13 protein-coding genes and 1 pseudogene are annotated in these 19,232 nt (G+C 71.0%); 5 read left to right on the top strand and 9 right to left on the bottom strand.

Going from position 1 to position 19,232, the window contains the following annotated elements; translation table 11 throughout:
• Position 1 precedes the first annotated feature (1 nt).
• A complete protein-coding gene (locus tag BV453_RS02770) occupies positions 2 to 280 on the bottom strand; it encodes a hypothetical protein (RefSeq protein WP_060922290.1) in 279 nt (92 codons plus the stop codon).
• Between the two features lie 115 nt (positions 281 to 395).
• A complete protein-coding gene (locus BV453_RS02765; protein WP_249520826.1) occupies positions 396 to 2,258 on the bottom strand; it encodes a heavy metal translocating P-type ATPase in 1,863 nt (620 codons plus the stop codon).
• 136 nt (positions 2,259 to 2,394) lie between these two features.
• Between BV453_RS02765 and BV453_RS02760 the strand changes: the two genes are divergently transcribed.
• The gene (locus tag BV453_RS02760; protein ID WP_025102639.1) at positions 2,395 to 3,327 is read left to right on the top strand and encodes an endo-beta-N-acetylglucosaminidase H; all 933 of its coding nucleotides are present in this window, start codon (positions 2,395 to 2,397) and stop codon (positions 3,325 to 3,327) included.
• A gap of 1 nt (position 3,328) precedes the next feature.
• Here the strand turns inward: BV453_RS02760 and BV453_RS02755 are convergent, their stop codons facing one another.
• The 4 genes from BV453_RS02755 to BV453_RS02740 are packed head-to-tail and all read right to left on the bottom strand — an operon-like array spanning position 3,329 to position 9,688.
• Positions 3,329 to 6,532, bottom strand: a complete 3,204-nt coding sequence (locus tag BV453_RS02755; protein ID WP_249520825.1) for a glycoside hydrolase domain-containing protein — start codon at positions 6,530 to 6,532, stop codon at positions 3,329 to 3,331.
• Positions 6,529 to 7,461, bottom strand: a complete 933-nt coding sequence (locus BV453_RS02750) for a carbohydrate ABC transporter permease (RefSeq protein WP_085605062.1) — start codon at positions 7,459 to 7,461, stop codon at positions 6,529 to 6,531. Before BV453_RS02750 ends, BV453_RS02755 begins: the two co-directional genes overlap by 4 nt.
• Positions 7,458 to 8,345, bottom strand: coding sequence for a carbohydrate ABC transporter permease (locus tag BV453_RS02745; RefSeq protein ID WP_249520824.1), 888 nt, complete (start codon positions 8,343 to 8,345; stop codon positions 7,458 to 7,460). Before BV453_RS02745 ends, BV453_RS02750 begins: the two co-directional genes overlap by 4 nt.
• A 41-nt stretch (positions 8,346 to 8,386) precedes the next feature.
• Positions 8,387 to 9,688, bottom strand: a complete 1,302-nt coding sequence (locus tag BV453_RS02740) for an ABC transporter substrate-binding protein (protein WP_126893964.1) — start codon at positions 9,686 to 9,688, stop codon at positions 8,387 to 8,389.
• A gap of 177 nt (positions 9,689 to 9,865) precedes the next feature.
• Here BV453_RS02740 and BV453_RS02735 point away from each other — a divergent pair, with 177 nt between their 5' ends.
• Positions 9,866 to 11,164, top strand: coding sequence for a glycosyl hydrolase (locus BV453_RS02735; protein ID WP_249520823.1), 1,299 nt, complete (start codon positions 9,866 to 9,868; stop codon positions 11,162 to 11,164).
• Between the two features lie 96 nt (positions 11,165 to 11,260).
• Here BV453_RS02735 and BV453_RS02730 read toward each other — a convergent pair whose 3' ends face one another.
• Positions 11,261 to 12,286 carry a LacI family DNA-binding transcriptional regulator gene (locus tag BV453_RS02730; RefSeq protein WP_249520822.1) on the bottom strand — a complete coding sequence of 342 codons (1,026 nt, stop codon included), beginning with the start codon at positions 12,284 to 12,286 and terminating at the stop codon, positions 11,261 to 11,263.
• A gap of 133 nt (positions 12,287 to 12,419) precedes the next feature.
• On the opposite strand from BV453_RS02730, the gene BV453_RS02725 reads away from it, so the two are divergent.
• A complete protein-coding gene (locus BV453_RS02725; RefSeq protein ID WP_249520821.1) occupies positions 12,420 to 15,434 on the top strand; it encodes a glycoside hydrolase family 38 C-terminal domain-containing protein in 3,015 nt (1,004 codons plus the stop codon).
• 100 nt (positions 15,435 to 15,534) lie between these two features.
• Here the strand turns inward: BV453_RS02725 and BV453_RS02720 are convergent, their stop codons facing one another.
• Positions 15,535 to 16,122: a hypothetical protein gene (locus BV453_RS02720; protein WP_025102630.1), complete on the bottom strand. Its 588-nt coding sequence runs from the start codon at positions 16,120 to 16,122 to the stop codon at positions 15,535 to 15,537.
• A 121-nt stretch (positions 16,123 to 16,243) separates the two neighbouring features.
• On the opposite strand from BV453_RS02720, the gene BV453_RS02715 reads away from it, so the two are divergent.
• Together BV453_RS02715 and BV453_RS02710 are read left to right on the top strand one after the other, a co-directional pair.
• On the top strand, positions 16,244 to 17,473 hold the full coding sequence (locus tag BV453_RS02715; protein WP_249520844.1) for a glycosyltransferase: 1,230 nt from the start codon (positions 16,244 to 16,246) through the stop codon (positions 17,471 to 17,473).
• Between the two features lie 5 nt (positions 17,474 to 17,478).
• The gene (locus tag BV453_RS02710; RefSeq protein WP_249520820.1) at positions 17,479 to 18,705 is read left to right on the top strand and encodes a glycosyltransferase; all 1,227 of its coding nucleotides are present in this window, start codon (positions 17,479 to 17,481) and stop codon (positions 18,703 to 18,705) included.
• Between the two features lie 4 nt (positions 18,706 to 18,709).
• On the opposite strand, the pseudogene BV453_RS02705 reads toward BV453_RS02710, so the two are convergent.
• A pseudogene (locus BV453_RS02705) lies at positions 18,710 to 19,232 on the bottom strand (hypothetical protein); the annotation flags it as partial.

Below are 19,232 nucleotides of genomic sequence, written 5' to 3'. Positions count from 1 at the left end.
GTCACTGCGAGCGCCAGAACCGCGTCGCGAGGTTCGTGAGCTCCCTGTCGAGATCGTCGACCTTCGTCTCGATGCGTCCGAGCCGGGCGTCGAGGCCGTCGATCCGTGCGGAGAGGGTGCCGTCGATGCGATCGATCCGTGCGGAGAGGGTGCCGTCGATGCGGTCCACCTCCGCACGGATCACGCGACTGAGCTGCGACGTCATGAGCGTCATGCCGCCGAGCATCACGGCGGCGAAGACGCCGATCAGTGTCCATACTTGCGGGTCGTCCACGGTCATGCCTCCAGTCTGAGTCCGGGGCCTCAGGCTGTCACGGTATTCCGCGTCCACAGGATCGCGAACACGGGACCTGTGGACGGGAGAGGCGGAACCGCGTGCGGTGCAGGAACAGCGCTCAGGCGGAGGGGCGGAGATCGCTCGGCGGGCCGCTCAGCGCGCGCAGGGCGTAGAGGATCGTCGCGAGGTCGACGAGCTCCTGGACCAGCGCGCCGACGACCGCGGGGATGGCGCCGGTCATCGCGACGACCATCAGCCCCACGCTCAGCCCGATCCCGATCCAGATCGCGGTGAGGGCGACGCGGAGGGTGTGCCGTCCGATCGCGACGGCGTCGACGACCTTGGCGAGCGAATCCACGAGGATGACGACGTCGGCGGCGTCCCCGGCGGCCGTCGCTCCCTTCGCGCCCATCGCGATGCCGATGTCGGCCGCTGCCAGCACCGGCGCGTCGTTCACACCGTCGCCGACCATCAGCACAGGCCGTGGTTGCATCTCGGCGGCCAGACGCACCTTCTCGGGCGGCAGGAGTTCGGCGTGGATCTCGTCGATCCCGACCTGCCGTCCGATCGACGCCGCGGTGGTCTCCACATCCCCGGTCAGCATCGCGAGCCGGTCGACCTCGTGCGTCCGCAGCCACGAGATCACGGCCGGTGCCTCCGGGCGGGCGGCATCGGCGAGGACCAGGACCCCCGCGAACCGTCCGTCCACGGCGACATAGGCGGCGGCCTGTCCCGGCGCGAGCTCCGCCCGTACGGTGTCCGGGGCGAGGGACGCCACATACGCCGGCTTGCCGACGACAACCGCGCGGCCGCCGATCGTCGCGGACACCCCGTTCGTCGCGGTCTCGCTCGCCTCCGTCGCCCCGTGCAGCGCCAGGCCTCGGGCGGCGGCGGCGCGGCGGATGCCGTCGGCGAGCACGTGCGAGGAGTACTGCTCGGCCGAGGCGGCGAGTCTCAGGATCTCATCCGCATCGAAGCCCTGTGCCGGACGCACGTCGACGAGCTCCGGCCTCCCCTGGGTGAGCGTCCCGGTCTTGTCGAACGCCGCGGAGCGCACGCGCGCGATCTGCTCGATCACCGCACCGCTCTTCATGATGACGCCCGACTTCGCCGCCCGGGAGAGTCCGCCGAGGAAGGCGACGGGAGCGGCGATCAGCAGGGGACAGGGCGTCGCCAGCACGAGCACTTCGGCGAACCGCGTGGCGTCGCCGGAGAGCGCCCAGGCCGTCCCCGCGAGCACGAGCGCGACGGCGGTGAACGGGATCGCGAACCGGTCGGCGAGGCGCACGATGGGCGCGTGGGAGGACTCGGCCTGGGCGACCAGGGCGACGATCTGCTGGTACTGGCTGTCGGCGCCGGTGCGGAGGGCACGGAGGCGGATGGCCCGGCTGCCGTTGATCGCGCCAGACAGCACCTCGTCGCCCGCGCCGCGCGTCACGGGCAGGCTCTCGCCCGTGAGCGAGGATTCGTCGAACGACGCGCTGTCCGTGAGCAGTTCACCGTCCACGGGGATGATCTCCGCCGGGCGGACGAGAAGCACGTCGCCCACGGCCACATCGTCGACCGGCACCTCCCTCGCCGCGTCCGAGTCCGCATCCTCGGGGTGTGTCAGCACATGGGCGCTGCGCGGCGAGCGATCCAGCAGAGCGGAGAGGTCGCGCTTGGCCCGGCGGCCCGCGAAGTCCTCCAGCGCCTCGCCCCCGGAGAGCATGAGGACGATGATGAGCGCCGCGATGTACTCGCCCACCGCGAGTGTCGCCACCATGGCGACGACCGCGAGGATGTCGAGTCCGACGTGGCCGCGGAGCACGTCGCGGACCATGCCGATGAGCGTCCACACGACCACCGCAGCCACGAAGATCGTCGCGACCCATCGGCCGATGGTCTCTTCGCCTGCGGCGTGGAGCGCCCCGACCACGGCGAAGACCAGGACCGTGAGCGTGATGACCGGATACCGCCAGAGGAGTCGGAGGGCGCGCATGCGTCCAGCATCGTCGGAATCGGTGCGCACCGCCAGCATCCCCTTCCGACACCTGTGCTTAAGCGATATAGTCAGGCCGCGAGTCGCGACGTCGCGACCCGATCTCGACAACGACGCCGAAGGAGAAGATCCCGTCATGAGTTCCTCACCCGCACGATCGTCCCGCCTGAGAAGAGGTATCGCGGCAGCAGCGGCGTTCGCCGCCGCCGGAGCCGCCGCCCTCGCCGCCTCGACCGCGGCGGTCGCCGATGCCGCCGCTGCCGACCCGAAGCTCGCCGTCTACGTCGAGGTGAACTCGAACGATTTAGCGAACGTCGCGGACTACACGCTCGCCGAGTCGGGCCGTCCCGCGGTCGATCTGGCCATGATCTTCGCCGCGAACATCAACTACGACGGGGAGCAGGCGGTCCTCCACCTCAACGACCGGGTCACCGAGACGCTGCAGGATGCGCAGAACCAGATCCGTCCGCTGCAGGCCCAGGGCACCAAGGTGCTGCTGTCGGTGCTCGGAAACCACCAGGGGGCCGGCTTCGCGAACTTCACGTCGTACGCGGATGCCGACGCCTTCGCCGCGCAGCTCGCCGACACCGTGACCGCCTACGGCCTCGACGGCATCGACTTCGACGACGAGTGGAGCAACTACGGGGCGAACGGCACCCCGCAGCCGAACCCGCAGTCCTTCGGCTGGCTGGCCTCTGCGTTGCGCGACCGGCTCGGGCCGGACAAGCTCATCACGCTGTATGCAATCGGCCCGTCCTACACGACCACGGACTTCGGTCTCTTCGACGCCGGCAGCGTGCTCGATCACGCCTGGAACCCGTACTACCCGACCTACGACGCTCCCACCGTGCCGGGCCTGGACGACCGTGGTCGGCTCGGGGCCGCGGCCATCGACCTCGCGAACACGAGTGCCACGACGGCCGCCGACTTCGCTCAGCGCACGGTGGCCGACGGGTACGGCGTCTATGTCGCATACAACCTCACCGCGACGAACCAGTCGGCCTACCTCTCCGGCATCACCGAGGCGCTGAAGGGCGAGGCGACCGTCTACCGCGCAGCGGCGCAGTGAGTCAGTCCAGATCGAAGAGCTCGATCTGACGGAGCGTGACCTCGGCCTCCGCGCGCATGCGGACGGCCGAGGTCACGACCCGCGTCTCCAGAGCGAACGGCGTCGTGCGATCGGGCGCCAGGTCTTCGAGGTGCGTCGTGGTGAGCGGGCGCCAGCGACCGTCGGCCCCCTCCACCTCCCCGCGCAGCACACCGGCCGCGACGGGCTCGCGGCTCGTGAGGGTGATGTCGGTGAGGCCGCGGGGCGAGGGGAATCGCCAGCCCACCCACGAGCCTTCCGACAGCCGGACGCCCTCGTCACCCCGCGGGTCGCCATCGTCGAACAGGTGCCGCGCCTCGCGGACATCCGCGGAGGCGACGGCCTCTCCCTCTCCGCCCGTGAGGTCGCGGTGCCACGGCTCCGCGTCGAGCGCGTCCTCCCCGCTCTCCAGCGCGCGCGCCGGGTCCGTGCCGAACACGAGCTCGAGCACCGCATCTCCCTGGAGCGCGTCTATTGGCAGGTCGGCGGTGGGCAGAGGGCGTCCGTCCAGCCGGGCGTCCTCCAGCACGTGGGCTTCGGGGGAGCTCCGTCGCGAGCGGATGCGCAGCGACGAGCCGTCTCCGCGCGCGACCCGGATGTCTTCCGAGAGGGGCGATCCGATGCGCAGAGACCCCGCCGCGAGCTCCAGGGGATACAGGCCGAGCGCGGCCCAGAGCCACCAGGCGCTCATCTCTCCGTTGTCCTCGTCACCGGGGAATCCCTGGCCGATGTGCGCACCGGCGAAGAGACGGCGCGCGAGGCCGTGCACGAGGCGCGCGCTGTGCCACGGCCGGTCGCTGAAGGCATACATGAAGGGGATGTGGTGGGCCGGTTGATTCGACAGGGCGCACATGCCCGACCGCTGGGCGCGGGCTTCGCGCTGCTCGTGGATGACCGTGCCGTACGCACCGCCGAAGCGCTCGTCGGCGGTTTCCGGCTCCGCGAAGAGGGCGTCGAGGTGCCGGCCGAGTCCGGTCCGCCCGCCGTGCAGCGCCGCGAGTCCCGGCCCGTCGTGCACCGTGCCGACCGACATGCCCCAGGCGTTCGTCTCGACGTTGTCGCCACCCCAGACCCGAGGATCGAAATCCGGCGCGAACGAGCCGTCCGCCGCGCGACCGCGGAAGAATCCGGACGCCGGGTCGAAGAGCACGCGCGCCGCGCGGGAGCGATTCGCGAAGTACCGCGCGAAGGCCCGATAGCGCGCGGCCTGGTCCGTCGCTGATGCCGCGAGCCGGGCGGCGAACCGCCCGAGGGCGGCGTCGCTCACGGCGTTCTCGATGCTCCAGCTCATCCCCTCCGGCACGTCCGACGGGATGAAGCCGAGGAAGCGCCCGCGGCCGATGCCCTTGCGCCCCCGTCGCGGATCGGGTCCCGGCTCGCACGCGTGGCGCCACCCGCTCTCGAACGCCGTCTCCCGGTCGAAGGGCACGTCCCAACGCGCGGCGTCGGCGAAGATCTGGTCGCTCGAGGTGCCGACCATGCTGTCGACGTACCCGGGGGCGCTCCAGCGGGCCATCCAGCCGCCGCGGCGATACTGGGCGAGCTGCCCGTCCAGCAGGCGCCCGGCCAGCGCGGGGTCGAGGAGCGCGAGCGCGGGCCACTCGGTGCGGTACGTGTCCCAGTAGCCGTTGTTGACGACGAGCTCGCCCTCCGCGACCGGCGCCCCGGTGGTGGTCTCTCCGAAGACGGTCCGGGGCGCGAACACGTCGGCGAACCGCCATTCCGGCGTGTCCGCGGTGCCCGCGTTCTCCGCCGCCGTGTTCGGATACAGGTGCATCCGGTGGAGTGCGGCGGCGATCCGGGCGCGCTGCTCCTCGTCGGCCAGGCCGCGGAACGGACGTTCGGCCTCGGGGAGCGGAGGGATCGTCACGCGTCCGAGCAGGCGGTTCCACGCGGTGGCCGCGCGGGCGCGGAGCTCGTCGTAGGGAACGGCGGGAGGGGCCTCGAGGGCGAGGTTGTGCCGAGCCTGCCCGACGGAGAGGAACGAGACCCCGATCCGCACCTCGACAGCGCCCCCGGCGCGGACGAAGCCCGCGACCTGGGCGCGTCCGTCGTCGTCCAGGGCGCCGCAAGCGACGTCCGAGGCGCTGTGCACGGTCCCGGCGAAGTAGCAGCGCGGCGCGTTCCCCCAGTCCTCGGGCCCCTCGGGGATCCAGCCCTCGAAGCCGGCGTCGGTGAAGGTGAGTCGGCCGTCGTCCGTGAGCTGGTCGATCACGAACCCCACGGCGGCGTGCGGGTCGTCGCACCGCGCGCGGAACGCGGCGGCATGCGAGGTCGCGGTCATCTCGACCTGCAGCCCGTCGCCGAGGTCCGCGGCGTACTCGTGCGGGCGGGCCCGCTCGCTCTCGGGGGCGATCCAGCGACGCCGGGCCGCCCTGTCCGACGTCGGCGTCCCCCGGAACGGCATGAGCTGGAGCACCGAGCGATCGCCGATCCACGGGCTGGGCTGGTGCGAGAACTGTAGGGCTTCGAGACGCCGCCCCGGCGGATCGTCGTGCACGAACGGACGATAGGGCCAGCGCGGGTCCGCCGCGTCGGTGGCGGGCGTGACGAAGGTGAAGCCGTGCGGCACGGCGACCGCGGGGATCGTGTTCCCGCGGGAGAAGCGGGGGCCGGAGTGGGAGCCGCGCCGGGTGTCGACCCGCTCGACGGGTGGGAGGTCGCCGGGGCCAGGGCGCTCCTCGACGCGGACCTGGACGAAGCCGCTGACCTCGGCGGGCACATCCGGCGCGGTCGCGAGATCGGCGGTACCGAAGACGAGCTCGACCGTGCCCGTGCCCCTCCCGACGGCGAGGGGCGCGAGGGCGACGCTGTCGGCGTTCCACTGCTCGGGCATGCTCCACCGGGCGGCGAACTGCCCCTCGGCCGTGAGCGGGAAGTCGTAGCGGTCGCGGACGGCGGCGATGTCGCTCAGCCGGCTGCCGTCGGGGGTCCGCACGTCGACGGCGACCGCGAGCGCGGCCCAGGGGGCGAGGGTCGCGGCGGGGCCGTCGGCGTAGAACGCCCAGTGCAGCACGGTGTCCGGGGTGAGGGCGATGCCGTCGAGGCCGGGGACATCGATCCGCTGCGCGCCGTGGGAGGGGTCGAACGAGTACGCGAACACGACTCCGGGGAGCACCCCGGCGTGCGGGCGCGACGACGGAGGATCCGCGGGACCGGAGGCCGGGCGGAGCAGCGGCGCGCTCACCCCTTCAGTGCACCCTCCTGCACGCCCTTGAAGAAGAAGCGCTGCGTGAAGGAGAACATGATGACGATGGGCACGAGCGCGATCATGGTGCCGGCGGCGATGAGTCGCGGATCGACCGAGAAGCTGCTGTTGAGGTAGGCCATGCCGACGGTCAGGGTGTACTTCGCCGGGTCGGAGAGCACGATGAGCGGCCAGAGGTAGTCGTCCCACGCGCCGATGAACGCGAAGATCGCCACGACCGAGACCATGCCGCGGATGTTCGGCCACACGATGTGGCGGATGCGCTGCCATGTGGTCGCACCGTCGACGGTGGCCGCGTCCAGCACGTCCTTCGGGATCATGCGGCACGCGGTGGCGACGAGCAGCACGTTCATGGCGCTGATCGCTCCGGGCAGGAACACGCCCCACAGGGTGTCGGCGAGCCCGAGCGCGCGGATGGTGAGGAAGTTGCTGGTGACCGTGACCTCGCCGGGGAACAGCAGCGTGGACAGCAGGATGCCCATGACGATCCACTTCCCGCGGAAGCGCATGCAGCCCAGGGCGTAGCCGGCGAACGTGGCCAGGATCACGTTGCTGAGCACGGTGCCGAGCGAGACGAGCAGCGAGTGCCAGGCGTAGAGGTAGACGGGGACGATGTCGGCGACCCTCGTGTAGTTCTGCAGCGTCGGATCGCGGGGGATGAGCTCGGGCGGGAAGGAGTAGATGTTCTCCTGCGGTCCCTTGAACGAGGTGGAGAGCTGCCAGACGAAGGGGCCGATGACGAGGAACAGGACGAACAGCAGCAGCGCGTACCGGCCGATGAGTCCGCCGAGCGTGGGCTTGCTGAAGTCGCCGGAGCCGCGGCGGCGGAAGATGCGCTCGCGGCCGGGCCGCGGTGCCTCCTCCGCGGGCGGAGTGCTCTCCACCGGGGGCGTCGTCAGAGTCGTCATGCGGAGACCTTCGCCTTCTTCTCGCGGTTCATGAACGCGATCGCCGCGAGCGGCACGAGCGTGAGGAGGAACAGCGCCACGCTGATCGCGGACGCGTAGCCGATGTTGCCGTTCAGGCCCGAGCCCACCTGCCGGATGAGCATCACGAGCGACATGTCGTAGCCGCCCGGGCCGCCCGTGCTCTTGGAGAGCACGTCGAGCTCGGCGAACACGCGCATGGCGGACACCGCGATGAGGACGGCGATGAGGAGCATCGCCCCGCGCACCGACGGGATCGTGACGGAGAGGAAGCGGCGGAAGGAGCTCGCCCCGTCGAGCATCGCGGCCTCGTGCAGCTCCTTGCCCACGTTCCCCAGGGCGGCGAGGTACACCACCATGTAGTACCCGAGTCCCTTCCACACGGTCAGCAGGATCGCGCAGCCGAGCAGCAGCCAGCGGTCGACGAGGAAGGCCATCGGCTGGTCGATGAGGCCGAGGAACTCCAGGGTCTGGTTGATGATGCCGCGGCTGTCGAACAGCCAGGTCCAGATGAGGGCGACCACGACGACCGAGGCGATGACGGGGAAGTAGAACGTGGTGCGGAAGAACGAGATGCCGGGGAGCTTCTTCTGCACGAGGAGGGCGAGCAGCAGCGGGAGGATCGTGAGCAGCGGCACGCACACGACCACGTAGATGAGGCAGGTGGTCAGCGCGTTCCAGAACATCTCGTCGCCGAACATGCGCTCGTAGTTCGCGTCGCCGACGAACTCCGGGGTCCGCAGGGGGCGGGCGTCCGTGAAGCTGAGGACGACGGTGTTCAGGAACGGCCAGAGCGCGAACACCAGCACCCAGATCACGGCGGGGGCGAGGAGCAGCCACGGGGTGAACCACTTGTGGGATCTCATCGTCGACCTCCGCTGCCGGGTGCCGGTGTCCGCGCGCATGCTCACTGGTCCACGCGGTTCGCGTTGGCGTACTCGACGATCTTGTCGAGCTGCGTCTTGGCGTCGGCCTCGCCGTTCACGGCCAGGGCGATCTGCTGGGTCATGTAGGTGGCCATGTCCGAGGTCCACTGGAACGGCAGCGCCTTGGCGTCCTTCATCGCGCCGAACACGGTGTCGATCGCGGCGAGCTGCTTCTCGTCCGTGACGGAGGAGGCGATGTTCTCGACCACCTGGTCGCCGCCGTCGGCCGTGCCGGGGGCGGTGCCGACCGCGAGGGAGGAGAACGCGACCTGGTTCTCCTCGTTCGTCGCGAACTCGGCGAACGCGAGTGCGGCTTCCTTGTTGTCGGAGTCGGCGGAGACGTTGAGGCCCTGCACGTAGAGCGGGGCGACACCGAGGCGCGGGGTGGCGACGGTGTTCTCCAGCAGTGCCGGGGCGTCCTTCTGCAGATCGGTCGTGAAGCCGGTGCCGCCGGTCGTGAAGGCGACCTTCTCCTGGATGTACGCCTCCGCGTTGCCGCCGTAGTCGCCGGTCAGTGCCTCGGCGGGCATCGCGCCCGCCGCGTAGGCGTCGGCGTACTGCTCGATGATCGCGGCGGCCTCATCGGTGTTGAAGTCGAACTCGCCCTCGTCGTTGATGACCTCCATGCCGGCGGCGGTGAAGGTGTCGAGCGCCGGGATCGAGGAGAGGAGCTGGACCTTGCCGCCGGACTCCGTGGCGACGTCCTTCGCGAGCGTGAGCAGCTCGTCGACCGTCGTCGGGAGGTTCTCCTCGGTGACGCCGTACGGGGCGAGCTGGGCGAGGTTCCACCAGGATGCGTCGCTGGAGAGGTACCAGGGCAGGCCATAGGTGCCCTCGACGCCGGGGTACTGGCTGTACGCGTCCCAGGCGCCGGCGTTGTACGTCGCCTTCAGGTCCGGATCCGCGGTGTCGAGGTCGACGAGCTTCCCCGCCGCGACGAGGGGGTAGGCGATGTCCGGCGGCAGGTTGAGCACGTCGGGCAGCGTGTCGGCGTTCGCCTGGCTCAGGATCTTCTCCTGGTAGCCGTCGCCGGGCTGGTCGAGCCACTCGACGGTCACGTCCGGGTGCTCCTCCTCGAACGCGGCGATGAGGTCTTCGAAGTACGGGGTGAACTTCTCGTTCTTCAGCGACCAGGTCTGGAACTGGATGGTTCCGCTGAGCTCGCCGGAGGTGTCGATGGGGCCGGCGCCGTCCGAGGCGGCGCCGCCTCCGGTGCAGCTCACGAGCGCCAGGGCGCCGATCGTGAAGGTTGCCAGAGCGACAATGCGTGCGGGAACTTTCATCGTGCTTCTTCCTCGAGGCGGGCGAATCGGCGCAGTCCGACGGAGGGACTACAGCGCTTTAGCAGATGAAACCATCGGATCCGGTCGGTGTCAAGGTGTGCGCTATCGACCGTGGTGCTCAAGCGTTATAGTGGTGCGCATGTCCTCGCGGGAGGGCACGGTCCGAAAGGTGCACACATGACGCAGCGCGGCGCTCTCGACGCCCCACTCCGCTTCGGGGCGAACTACACGCCGTCGACGGACTGGATGCACTCCTGGCTCGACTTCACCCCGGACGACGTGCGCCGCGACTTCGCGGCCCTCGCCGCGCTCGGCCTCGACCACGTGCGCGTGTTCCCGCTCTGGACCGTCCTGCAGCCGAACCGCACCCTGATCCGGGCGAAGGCGATCGACGACGTGCGCGCCATGGTCGACATCGCCGCCGAGTTCGGGCTGGACGCGAGCGTCGATGTCGTCCAGGGGCATCTGTCGAGCTTCGACTTCGTCCCGTCCTGGCTGTACACCTGGCACGACCGGAACATGTTCACCGATCCGAGCGCCCTGGACGGCCAGGCGCAGCTCGTGGAGCGGCTGGCCGGCGCGCTGCGGGACGCCCCGAACTTCCTCGGGCTCACGCTCGGCAACGAGACGAACCAGTTCTCCGCGCACACCCACCCCTCGCCGTGGCCGGTCACGACGGATGAGGCGGGCGCCTGGATCGAGGCGCTGCTCGCCGCAGCGGACCGGGGCGCTCCGGAGTTGCCGCATGTGCACAGCGAGTACGACGCGGTCTGGTACATGGACGAGCACGGGTTCACGCCGGCGCATGCCTCCCGGCTCGGCGCGATGACGACCATCCACTCCTGGATCTTCAACGGCACGGCGCAGCGCTACGGTGGGCGCTCCGTCGCGGCGGACCGTCATGCCGAGTACCTCATCGAGCTCTCCCGCGCCTTCGCGACGGATCCCGCCCGGCCCATCTGGCTGCAGGAGGTGGGTGCCCCCTCGAACTGCCTCGACGAGAGCGAGATGCCCGGATTCCTCGAGGCCACCGTGCGCTCGGCTCTCCGCACCGAGAACCTCTGGGGTGTGACCTGGTGGTGCTCGCACGACGTGAGCCGGGAGCTCGCCGACTTCCCGGAGCTGGAGTACTCCCTCGGGCTGATCGACCAGGAGGGTGCGGCGAAGCCCCTCGGCCGCCGGTTCGCGGAGCTCATCCCCGAGCTGCGTACCCGCACCGCGGCTCCGGCTCGTCCGACGGCGATCGTCGTGGACGTCGACGAGCAGGAGGTGCCGGTGAGTCGGGCGGCGCTGAGCCCCGGCGGCGCGGTCTTCCAGGCCTGGGTCGATGCCTGCGCCGCGGGTGAGGACCCCGCCCTGGTGACCTCCCGCACTGCACAGGACCCCGCGGCGCTGGAGGCACGCGGCATCCGCCGCCTCATCCACCCCGCCCCGTCCGCCGTGACGCGCTACGCCTCCGTCAACACCGTCGTCTGAGTTTCTTCCCGTCTGAGTCGCCGAGACCCCGGGTTGTCGTCGAGACCCCGGGGTGCGTGCGTCGAGAGCCCGGGGTGTCGGCGGGGAGGCGGGGGCTCAGCGGGGCGGAGGTGCCGTGCTCTCGCGAGCGGTGAGCACCGGGGTCGGGCCCTGGACGCTCGGCAGCGCGGTGCCGGCCTCGATCTGCTGCAGCAGGAGCGTGGCCGCCTGCTCCCCGAGCTCGAACGTGTCGCGGGTCATCGCGGTGATCGACGGGTTGATGAGGCCTGCGATCACCGAGTCGTCGAACGACGCGAGGGAGACGTCGCGGGGAACGGCCCTGCCCATCTCCTGCGCCACACGGAGGCCGGCGACGGCCATCACGTCGTTGTCGTAGACGATCGCGGTGGGGCGCTGGCGGCCGGAGAGCAGCGCGCGCGTCACGGCGGAGGCGCGGGCGGGGGAGAAGTCGGTCGTGATGACCTCGCCGGCGATGCCGTCCGCAGCCATCCGCTCCAGCACCTCGGCGCGCAGGCGGGTGTGCTCCAGCTCCGCCGGACCCGCGACGTAGGCGATGCGGGTGTGGCCGAGAGCCGCGAGGTAGGAGAAGAGCGTCTCCGCGACGGCGTCGTCGCCGATCCACACGCTGGGCACCGCGCCGTCCGGGGACGGCTTCGAGCCGATCATCACGGCGCGCGCGTCCAGGGCTGTGATGCGCTCGCCGCGGGGGTCGTCGTCGCGCGGGTCGATGAGGATGATGCCGTCGACCTGGTTCGACGAGCGCCACTGCCGATGCACCTCCATCTCCTCGTCGATGTCGGCGACGAGGCGGAGCTGCAGCCCGACCTTGCTCTCGGAGAGCCGGGACTCGATGCCGGCGATGAGGTCGGTGAAGAAGGCCTCGGAGCCGAGGGAGCGCGCCGGGCGGGCGAGGGCGAACCCGACCGCGTTGGCCCGGGCGCCGACGAGGGCGCGGGCGGCGGAACTCGGCTGCCAGTGGTGCTCCTCGATGATCGAGAGTATGCGCTGCCGCGTCTCCTCGCTCACGCCGGGGCGGCCGTTGAGGGCGAACGAGACGGCGCCGGGGGAGACGCCGGCCATGCGCGCGATGTCCGCGATCGTCACGCGTTTCCCCGGGGCCATAGGCATCACCCTACTTGATCGGTTTAGCCTCTCGAAAGCAGCGGAGAACGTGCCGTAGACTCCCGTGCTAGATCGTTTTAGTAGCACGCGCATCGAACCCCATCCCTCACCGTCGAGCCCGGAGAATCCCACCATGCATGACGACACCTCGCTCACCGTCGGCCGCGTCAAGCGGGTCCTCGAAGAGCGCATCCGCCCGGCGATCCACTCGGCCGCGGTTCCCCTCACGGTCGAGGCGCACCAGCTCCCCGGAGAGCCCCTCGCCCCGGCGGAGGGTCTGGCGCTCTCGTTCGCCCCGGTAGCGGTCGGCGAGCTCTGGGGTCCGGCCTGGGGGACGACGTGGTTCAAGCTCACCGGTCGGGTGCCCGCGGAGTGGGCGGGACGCCGGGTCGAGGCGCTGATCGACCTGGGCTTCGACGTGAACATGACGGGCTTCCAGTGCGAGGCCCTCGCGTACCGCCCCGACGGCACGCCGATCAAGAGCATCAACCCGCGCAACCAGTGGCTGCCGATCGTGGAGACCGCGGCGGGAGATGAGCCCGTCGAGCTCTACCTGGAGGGTGCGTCCAACCCTGTCCTCCTCGACTACCACCCCTTCCTGCCGACCCAGGAGGGCGACATCCTCACCTCCTCGAAGGAGCCGCTGTACCGGCTGCGGCGCCTCGACCTCGCGGTGTTCGAGCCGGAGGTGTTCGACCTGTCGCTCGACCTCGAGGTGCTGTTCGAGCTGCAGGCGGAGCTCCCTGCCACGTCGCCGCGCCGTATGCGCATCCTGCAGGCCCTGGACGACGCGCTCGACGTGCTCGACCTGCAGCACATCGTGGAGACCGCCGGCGACGCGCGGGCCAGGCTCGCGGACGTGCTCGCGGCTCCGGCCGAAGCGAGTGCGCACCGGATCTCGGCCGTCGGCCACGCGCACATCGACTCCGCCTGGCTGTGGCCGGTGCGCGAGACGATCCGCAAGGTCGCGCGCACCACCTCGTCCATGACCACGCTCATCGAGGAGCAGCCCGACTTCCAGTACGGCATGTCGAGCGCGCAGCAGTACGCCTGGATCAAGGAGCACCGTCCCGAGGTGTGGGAGCGGGTCAAGGCCGCCGTCGCCGCCGGACGCTTCCTGCCCCTCGGCGGCATGTGGGTGGAGTCCGACACCGTGATGCCGACGGGGGAGTCGCTCGTGCGGCAGTTCTCGCACGGGCAGCGGTTCTTCGAGCGGGAGTTCGGCCTCCGGTCGAAGGGCGTGTGGCTGCCGGACAGCTTCGGCTACTCGCCGGCCCTGCCGCAGCTGATGCGCCGTGCCGGGTTCGAGTGGTTCTTCACGCAGAAGATCTCCTGGAACCAGCAGAACGTCTTCCCGCACCACTCCTTCCTCTGGGAGGGTATCGACGGCTCGCAGGTGTTCACGCACTTCCCGTCGATGGACACCTACAACTCGCAGCTGAGCGGCATGGAGGTCGCGAAGGCCTCGCGTCAGTTCAAGGAGAACCGCCTCAGCTCGCGGTCGATCGCCCCGGTCGGCTGGGGTGACGGCGGCGGCGGCACGACGCGCGAGATGACGGGCAAGGCCGAGCGGCTGCGCGACCTCGAGGGCAGCGCGCAGGTGGTGTGGGAGCACCCGGACGTGTTCTTCGACGCCGCCAAGGCCGAGCTGCCGAACCCCGCCGTGTGGGTCGGCGAGCTCTACCTCGAGCTGCACCGCGGCACGCTCACGAGCCAGCACGCCACGAAGGCGCTGCACCGGTGGGCCGAGCACGCGCTGGTGGAGGCCGAGCTGTGGGCGGCGACCGACGCCGTGCGCACCGGCGCCGCGTACCCGCAGGCCGAGCTCGACCGGCTCTGGCAGGCCGTGCTGCTGCACGAGTTCCACGACATCCTGCCCGGCACCTCGATCGCGTGGGTGCACCGCGAGGCCGTCGCCGTGCTGTCCGACGTGCTGTCGGATGCGCGCGACATCGCCGACGCCGCGCGCCGGTCGCTCGCCGGGGAGGGTGACCGCGAGCTGCGGTTCGAGCCGAGCTCGGTGGGTCGGGGGCGCGCACTGGGCGCCTCGTGGGTCCCTGAACCCGTCGAAGGGCCGGTCTCGCTCGTCGAGGACGCTTCGGCAGGCTCAGCGACCCACCCGGGATGGCGCCTGGAGAACGAACTCGTGTCCGTGCTGGTCTCGGCCGAGGGGCTGATCGTCTCGGCCGTCGACAAGGCCACAGGGCGGGAGACGGTCGCGCCCGGCAAGGCCGCGAACCTGTTCCAGCTGCACCAGGACTTCCCGAACATGTGGGACGCGTGGGACATCGACCGGTACTACCGCAACAGCGTCGACGACCTCACCGCGGTCTCGTCCATCGAGGCATCACTCGTGAACGGTGTCGCGCAGATCGTCGTCGTGCGTCCGTTCTCCGAGTCGACCATCACGCAGACGATCCTTCTCGCGCCCGGCTCGCGCACGGTGCTGCTGCGCAACGAGGTCGACTGGCACGAGACCGAGAAGCTGCTCAAGCTCGCCTTCCCGCTCGACATCCAGGCGTCGCACACTGAAGCCGAGACGCAGTTCGGCTACCAGGCGCGCGTCACCCACACGAACACGAGCTGGGAGGCGGCGAAGTTCGAGACCTCGATGCACCGCTTCGTGCTGGTGCGCGAGCAGGACTTCGGTGCGGCCCTCGTGAACGACTCGATCTACGGGTACGACACGACGCGCGAGGTCGGCGAGGACGGGGTCACCACGACCGTGCGGCTCTCCCTGCTGCGGGCGCCGCGGTTCCCCGACCCGGATACGGACCACGGGCTCCATGAGATCGAGGTCGGCTTCGTGATCGGTGCCGACGCCGCGATCGCGACCGCCGAGGGCATCCGCCTCAACAGCATGCCCACGGTGATCCGCGGGGCGCGCGAGGTCGAGCCGCTGGTGGAGGTGTCGGGCGAGGGGATCGTCGTCTCGGCCGTGAAGCTCGCCGACGACGGCTCCGGCGATGTCATCGTGCGGGTGTATGAGGCGCTCGGGCGTCGGGCGGTCGGCGAGCTCTCCGTCGGCTTCGACCACCGGGAGGTGCGCGAGGTGAGCCTGATCGAGGACGAGATCGAGGCGCCCCGCCTCGGCGGCGGGCTCCACCTCCGCCCCTTCGAGGTCCGCACCCTCCGCATCGTCCGCTGAGCCCCCGGCCTCCTCGCGCCGGGCTCTCCGCGCCGGATCAGAAACGCGCCTCCCGGCCCTTCGGGAGGCGCGTTTCTCATCCCGCCGGGCGGGATCGCTCTCAGGCGGGCGGGAGGCGGAGGACGTCGGGCGACTCGCCGCCGGTGAGGTCGTCGGCGATACGGAGGCTGCGGGCCAGCTCGTCGAGCGCGCCGATGAGCGTGCCGAAGCGTTCGCGGTCGCTGCAGACGGCCGTCAGAGTCACCAGGTGTGTACCGGTGTCCCACGTGTAGGTCGCGAAGGGTGGCGCCGAAGGGGAAGGCGGAGTCGGGACCACGAGCTTCTCGCCGACGCCGAGCCGGGTCGGGAAAGAGGTCGTGTCGTCGTACTCCATCGGCATCGACGCGCGGGCGATCCGGATGTCGGGGGTCAGCGCCTGCACGGTCGCCATCGCCACGACGAGGTCGGGCTCCGCCTTCCACGTCCACGCGAGGACCCGGCCGTCGGCCTTCTTCATGAGCATCGGCGCGGCCTGGCTCATCGCCCAGGCTCCGAACCGCGAACCGGGGCGTTCCGTCGCGCCGACCGCGGCGTTCACCTGGCCGAGCAGCATCCGGATCGCGGCCTTGCGATGCCGGCGTCCCCTCCACCCGAGCGAGTCCGTCACGGGGATCCACAGCTGGGGGTCGGCGTCGGCGTGCAGTCGCATGGCTTCACGGTATCGGCCGAGGCTGAAGGATGCCGGTATGGCTCGGCGTCGGGGACAGGGCCCTCGGGTAGAGTTGCCACCGCCCGACCAGGGCTTCTCCTTGGCCGCCACCCCGTTAGGCATCTCTGTGACCTCCTCCGACGATCCGATCGATGCGTCGCGCGACGCCACCGCCGTACAGCCCCGTCCGCTGAAGATCCTCCTCGGGTGCGACACGTTCGCCCCCGACATCAACGGCGCCGCCCGCTTCGCCGAGCGTCTGGCCGCCGGACTCGTGCAGCGCGGGCACGAGGTGCACGTCGTCGCGCCCAACCAGGCCTACCGTCGCACCGCGCCCCGCACCGAGGTCATCGAGGGAGAGCCGATGACGCTCCACCGCCTGCCCTCCGTGCGCTGGGCCCCGCACGACTGGCTGCGCTTCGTGTGGCCGTGGCGCTCCAAGCACTACGCCCGGAAGGTGCTCGACGCCGTGCAGCCCGACGTCGTGCACATCCAGTCCCACATCGTGATCGGGCGTGGACTCGCGCGCATCGCGAAGCAGCGCGACATCCCGGTCATCGCGACGAACCACGTCATGGCCGAGAACATCCTCGACCACACGACCATGCCGAAGTTCGTCGACGACCTGGTGCTCAAGTTCGCCTGGGCCGACGCGAAGCGCACCTTCGACCTGACGCGGGCGATCACCACGCCCACGCGTCGGGCCGCCGACTTCCTGGAGAAGACGGTCGAGGTGCGCGGCGTCATCCCGGTGAGCTGCGGCATCGACCGCTCGCAGTACACCCCGGTCATCGCCCCGCGCGAGGAGAACCGGCTCGTGTTCGTGGGCCGGTTGACGGCGGAGAAGCAGGTCGAGGTCATCCTCAAGGCGATGACGAAGCTCGACCCGGCGCTGAACACGACGTTCGACATCGTCGGTGGCGGAGACCAGCGCAAGCAGCTCGAGCACCTGACGGCACAGCTCGGACTGTCGGACCGGGTCACCTTCCACGGCCGGACCACCGACGAGGAGCTGCGGGCGCTGCTGTCCCGCGCGAGCCTCTTCGTCATCGCGTCGATCGCCGAGCTGCAGTCCATCGCGACGATGGAGGCCATGGCATCGGCGCTGCCGATCGTCGCCGCAGACGCCGTCGCCCTTCCGCACCTCGTGCACGACGGCGAGAACGGGCACCTCTTCACGCCGGGAGACGTCGACGACCTCGCCGCGAAGCTCACCGCCGTGCTGACCGCCTCCCCCGGCGAGTACGAGCGGATGCAGAAGGCGTCCCTCGACGGCGTGGCCATCCACGACATCAACCGCACGCTCGACACCTTCGAGGCGCTGTACCGCGACGAGCCGCTGCCCGAGTGACGCGGATGCACGTCGTCTTCTTCGCCGATCAGCACCTCGACTCCCTCGGCGGGGCGCAGGTGTCGATGCGGCTGCAGCGGACGTTCCTGGAGCGCGCCGGGCACACCGTGACGGTCGTCGCGCCCCGTATGCACGCACGGCGTGACGACGCTGCACCGTCGGAGGGGAACGTCGACCTCCCGTCGCTGCCGATCACCCTCGACCGGGAGTACGCGATGACCTGGCCGGGGCGGGCGACCGACCGGGTCCTCGACCGGGCGATGGCACACCGTCCGCCCGTCGATCTCGTCCACGTGCAGGCTGACTTCTGGGGCGCCTTCATCGGGCACCGCTTCGCCGCCCGCCACGGGATCCCGGTCGTGCACACGATGCACAACCGCGTCGATGTCGGGCTGGCCGCGGTCACCCCGTTGCACCGCCCCGTGCTCGCCGTGCTCAACCTGTGGCGCCGCACCGCCCTCCGCGGCATCGGTGTGCCGGTCGGTGGCAGCGACGGGTGGTCGTACCTCCGAGGTCTCGCGGCGGGCGCCGCCGCCGTCACGGCCCCGTCCGGGCACTTCGCGCGACGCCTGGAGCAGAACGGCGTCGCCCGCGTCGTCGACGTCGTGTGGAACGGCATCGACGACGACGTCCGTGCGCAGACCCTCGCAGCGGCACCCGCGGAACGGACGCCGGGGCGCCCGCGCTTCGTCTGGCTCGGGCGGATGAGTCCGGAGAAGCGCCTGCTCCCGTTCCTCCAGGCCTGGGTCGACGCGGGCATCGACGCCGAGCTCGAGGTGATCGGCGGCGGCGGACAGCGCGCCGCGGCCGAACGCATCGTCGCGGGGCGTGCGGACGTGCGGTTCGCCGGCCGGCTCTCGTATGCGCAGACGCTGGAGCGGATCGCCGCCGCCGATGCGCTCGTGCAGACGTCCATCGGGTTCGAGACCCAGGGCATGACGCCGTTCGAGGCGGCGACCCTCGGCACGCCCTCCGTCGTGTGCGACCCCGACATCGCCGCGGAACTCCAGGGCGGGCTCTGGGCGGTGCCGACGACGGACCCGGCCGCCCGCGGGCGAACCGTCGAGGCGCAACGGATCGAGGCCCTCTCCGCGACGCTGCGGCAGGCGGCCGCGGACATCGCGGACGGGACCGCACCCCAGCCGGTGCCCGCCGTGGCGGACGCCTTCCGGCAGTCGTCGCGGACGGCCGCCATGATCGAGGTCTACGAGCGGGTGCTCCTGCGATCCTGAGCGGTCAGAGGAACCCGTAGAAGTTCGACGAGAGCCAGCTCAGCACCATCGTCAGCAGGCCGGCGCCGGAGATGCCGACGGCGATCCCGGCGAGCAGCCGCGGCCCCGGTCGGCGTGCCGCGATGAGGCCGAGCACGAGCGCCGCCCCGTAGCCGAGGAAGGTGAGGATGCCCGATGCCCCCTCGATCAGGCCGATCATGCTGTAGGTCCGGTCCGACATGTAGACGAAGGGCCGCGCCAGGATCAGGAACAGATCGATCACCAGGGTCACGAGCGCGACGGTGAACGCGGCGCGGCCGAGGCCGTCGCCGGATGCGCGCGGGGCCGGGGCGCCGTAGGGCGGGATGCCGGCGGATCCGGGGACGAATCCGGGTGCGGTCGGTGACGGCTGCGGGCTCGCCGTGGGGAAGGCCTGCGGGGGCGCGGTCGGGAACACGTGGCCGCCGCCGGGAGCGGGTGCGTACGGTGCCCCCGGGGCGGGGGCCTGGGCGCCGGGGTACTGCGGCTCCGCCGGGAGCGACGGAGGG

The sequence above is a fragment of the Microbacterium sp. ER1 genome, assembly GCF_023383675.1.
Classification (GTDB): Bacteria; Actinomycetota; Actinomycetes; order Actinomycetales; family Microbacteriaceae; genus Microbacterium.
The sequence above is the reverse complement of the archived record's forward strand: the minus strand, read 5'-3'. Positions and strand labels throughout refer to the sequence as shown.

Coding starts and splice junctions, on each gene's coding strand:
- BV453_RS02720 (WP_025102630.1), bottom strand. CDS start 16,122: ATGCGACTGCACGCCGACGCCGACCCCCAGCTGTGGATCCCCGTGACG.
- BV453_RS02745 (WP_249520824.1), bottom strand. CDS start 8,345: ATGAGATCCCACAAGTGGTTCACCCCGTGGCTGCTCCTCGCCCCCGCC.
- BV453_RS02730 (WP_249520822.1), bottom strand. CDS start 12,286: ATGGCCCCGGGGAAACGCGTGACGATCGCGGACATCGCGCGCATGGCC.
- BV453_RS02765 (WP_249520826.1), bottom strand. CDS start 2,258: ATGCGCGCCCTCCGACTCCTCTGGCGGTATCCGGTCATCACGCTCACG.
- BV453_RS02740 (WP_126893964.1), bottom strand. CDS start 9,688: ATGAAAGTTCCCGCACGCATTGTCGCTCTGGCAACCTTCACGATCGGC.
- BV453_RS02760 (WP_025102639.1), top strand. CDS start 2,395: ATGAGTTCCTCACCCGCACGATCGTCCCGCCTGAGAAGAGGTATCGCG.
- BV453_RS02750 (WP_085605062.1), bottom strand. CDS start 7,461: ATGACGACTCTGACGACGCCCCCGGTGGAGAGCACTCCGCCCGCGGAG.
- BV453_RS02710 (WP_249520820.1), top strand. CDS start 17,479: ATGCACGTCGTCTTCTTCGCCGATCAGCACCTCGACTCCCTCGGCGGG.
- BV453_RS02735 (WP_249520823.1), top strand. CDS start 9,866: ATGACGCAGCGCGGCGCTCTCGACGCCCCACTCCGCTTCGGGGCGAAC.
- BV453_RS02725 (WP_249520821.1), top strand. CDS start 12,420: ATGCATGACGACACCTCGCTCACCGTCGGCCGCGTCAAGCGGGTCCTC.
- BV453_RS02770 (WP_060922290.1), bottom strand. CDS start 280: ATGACCGTGGACGACCCGCAAGTATGGACACTGATCGGCGTCTTCGCC.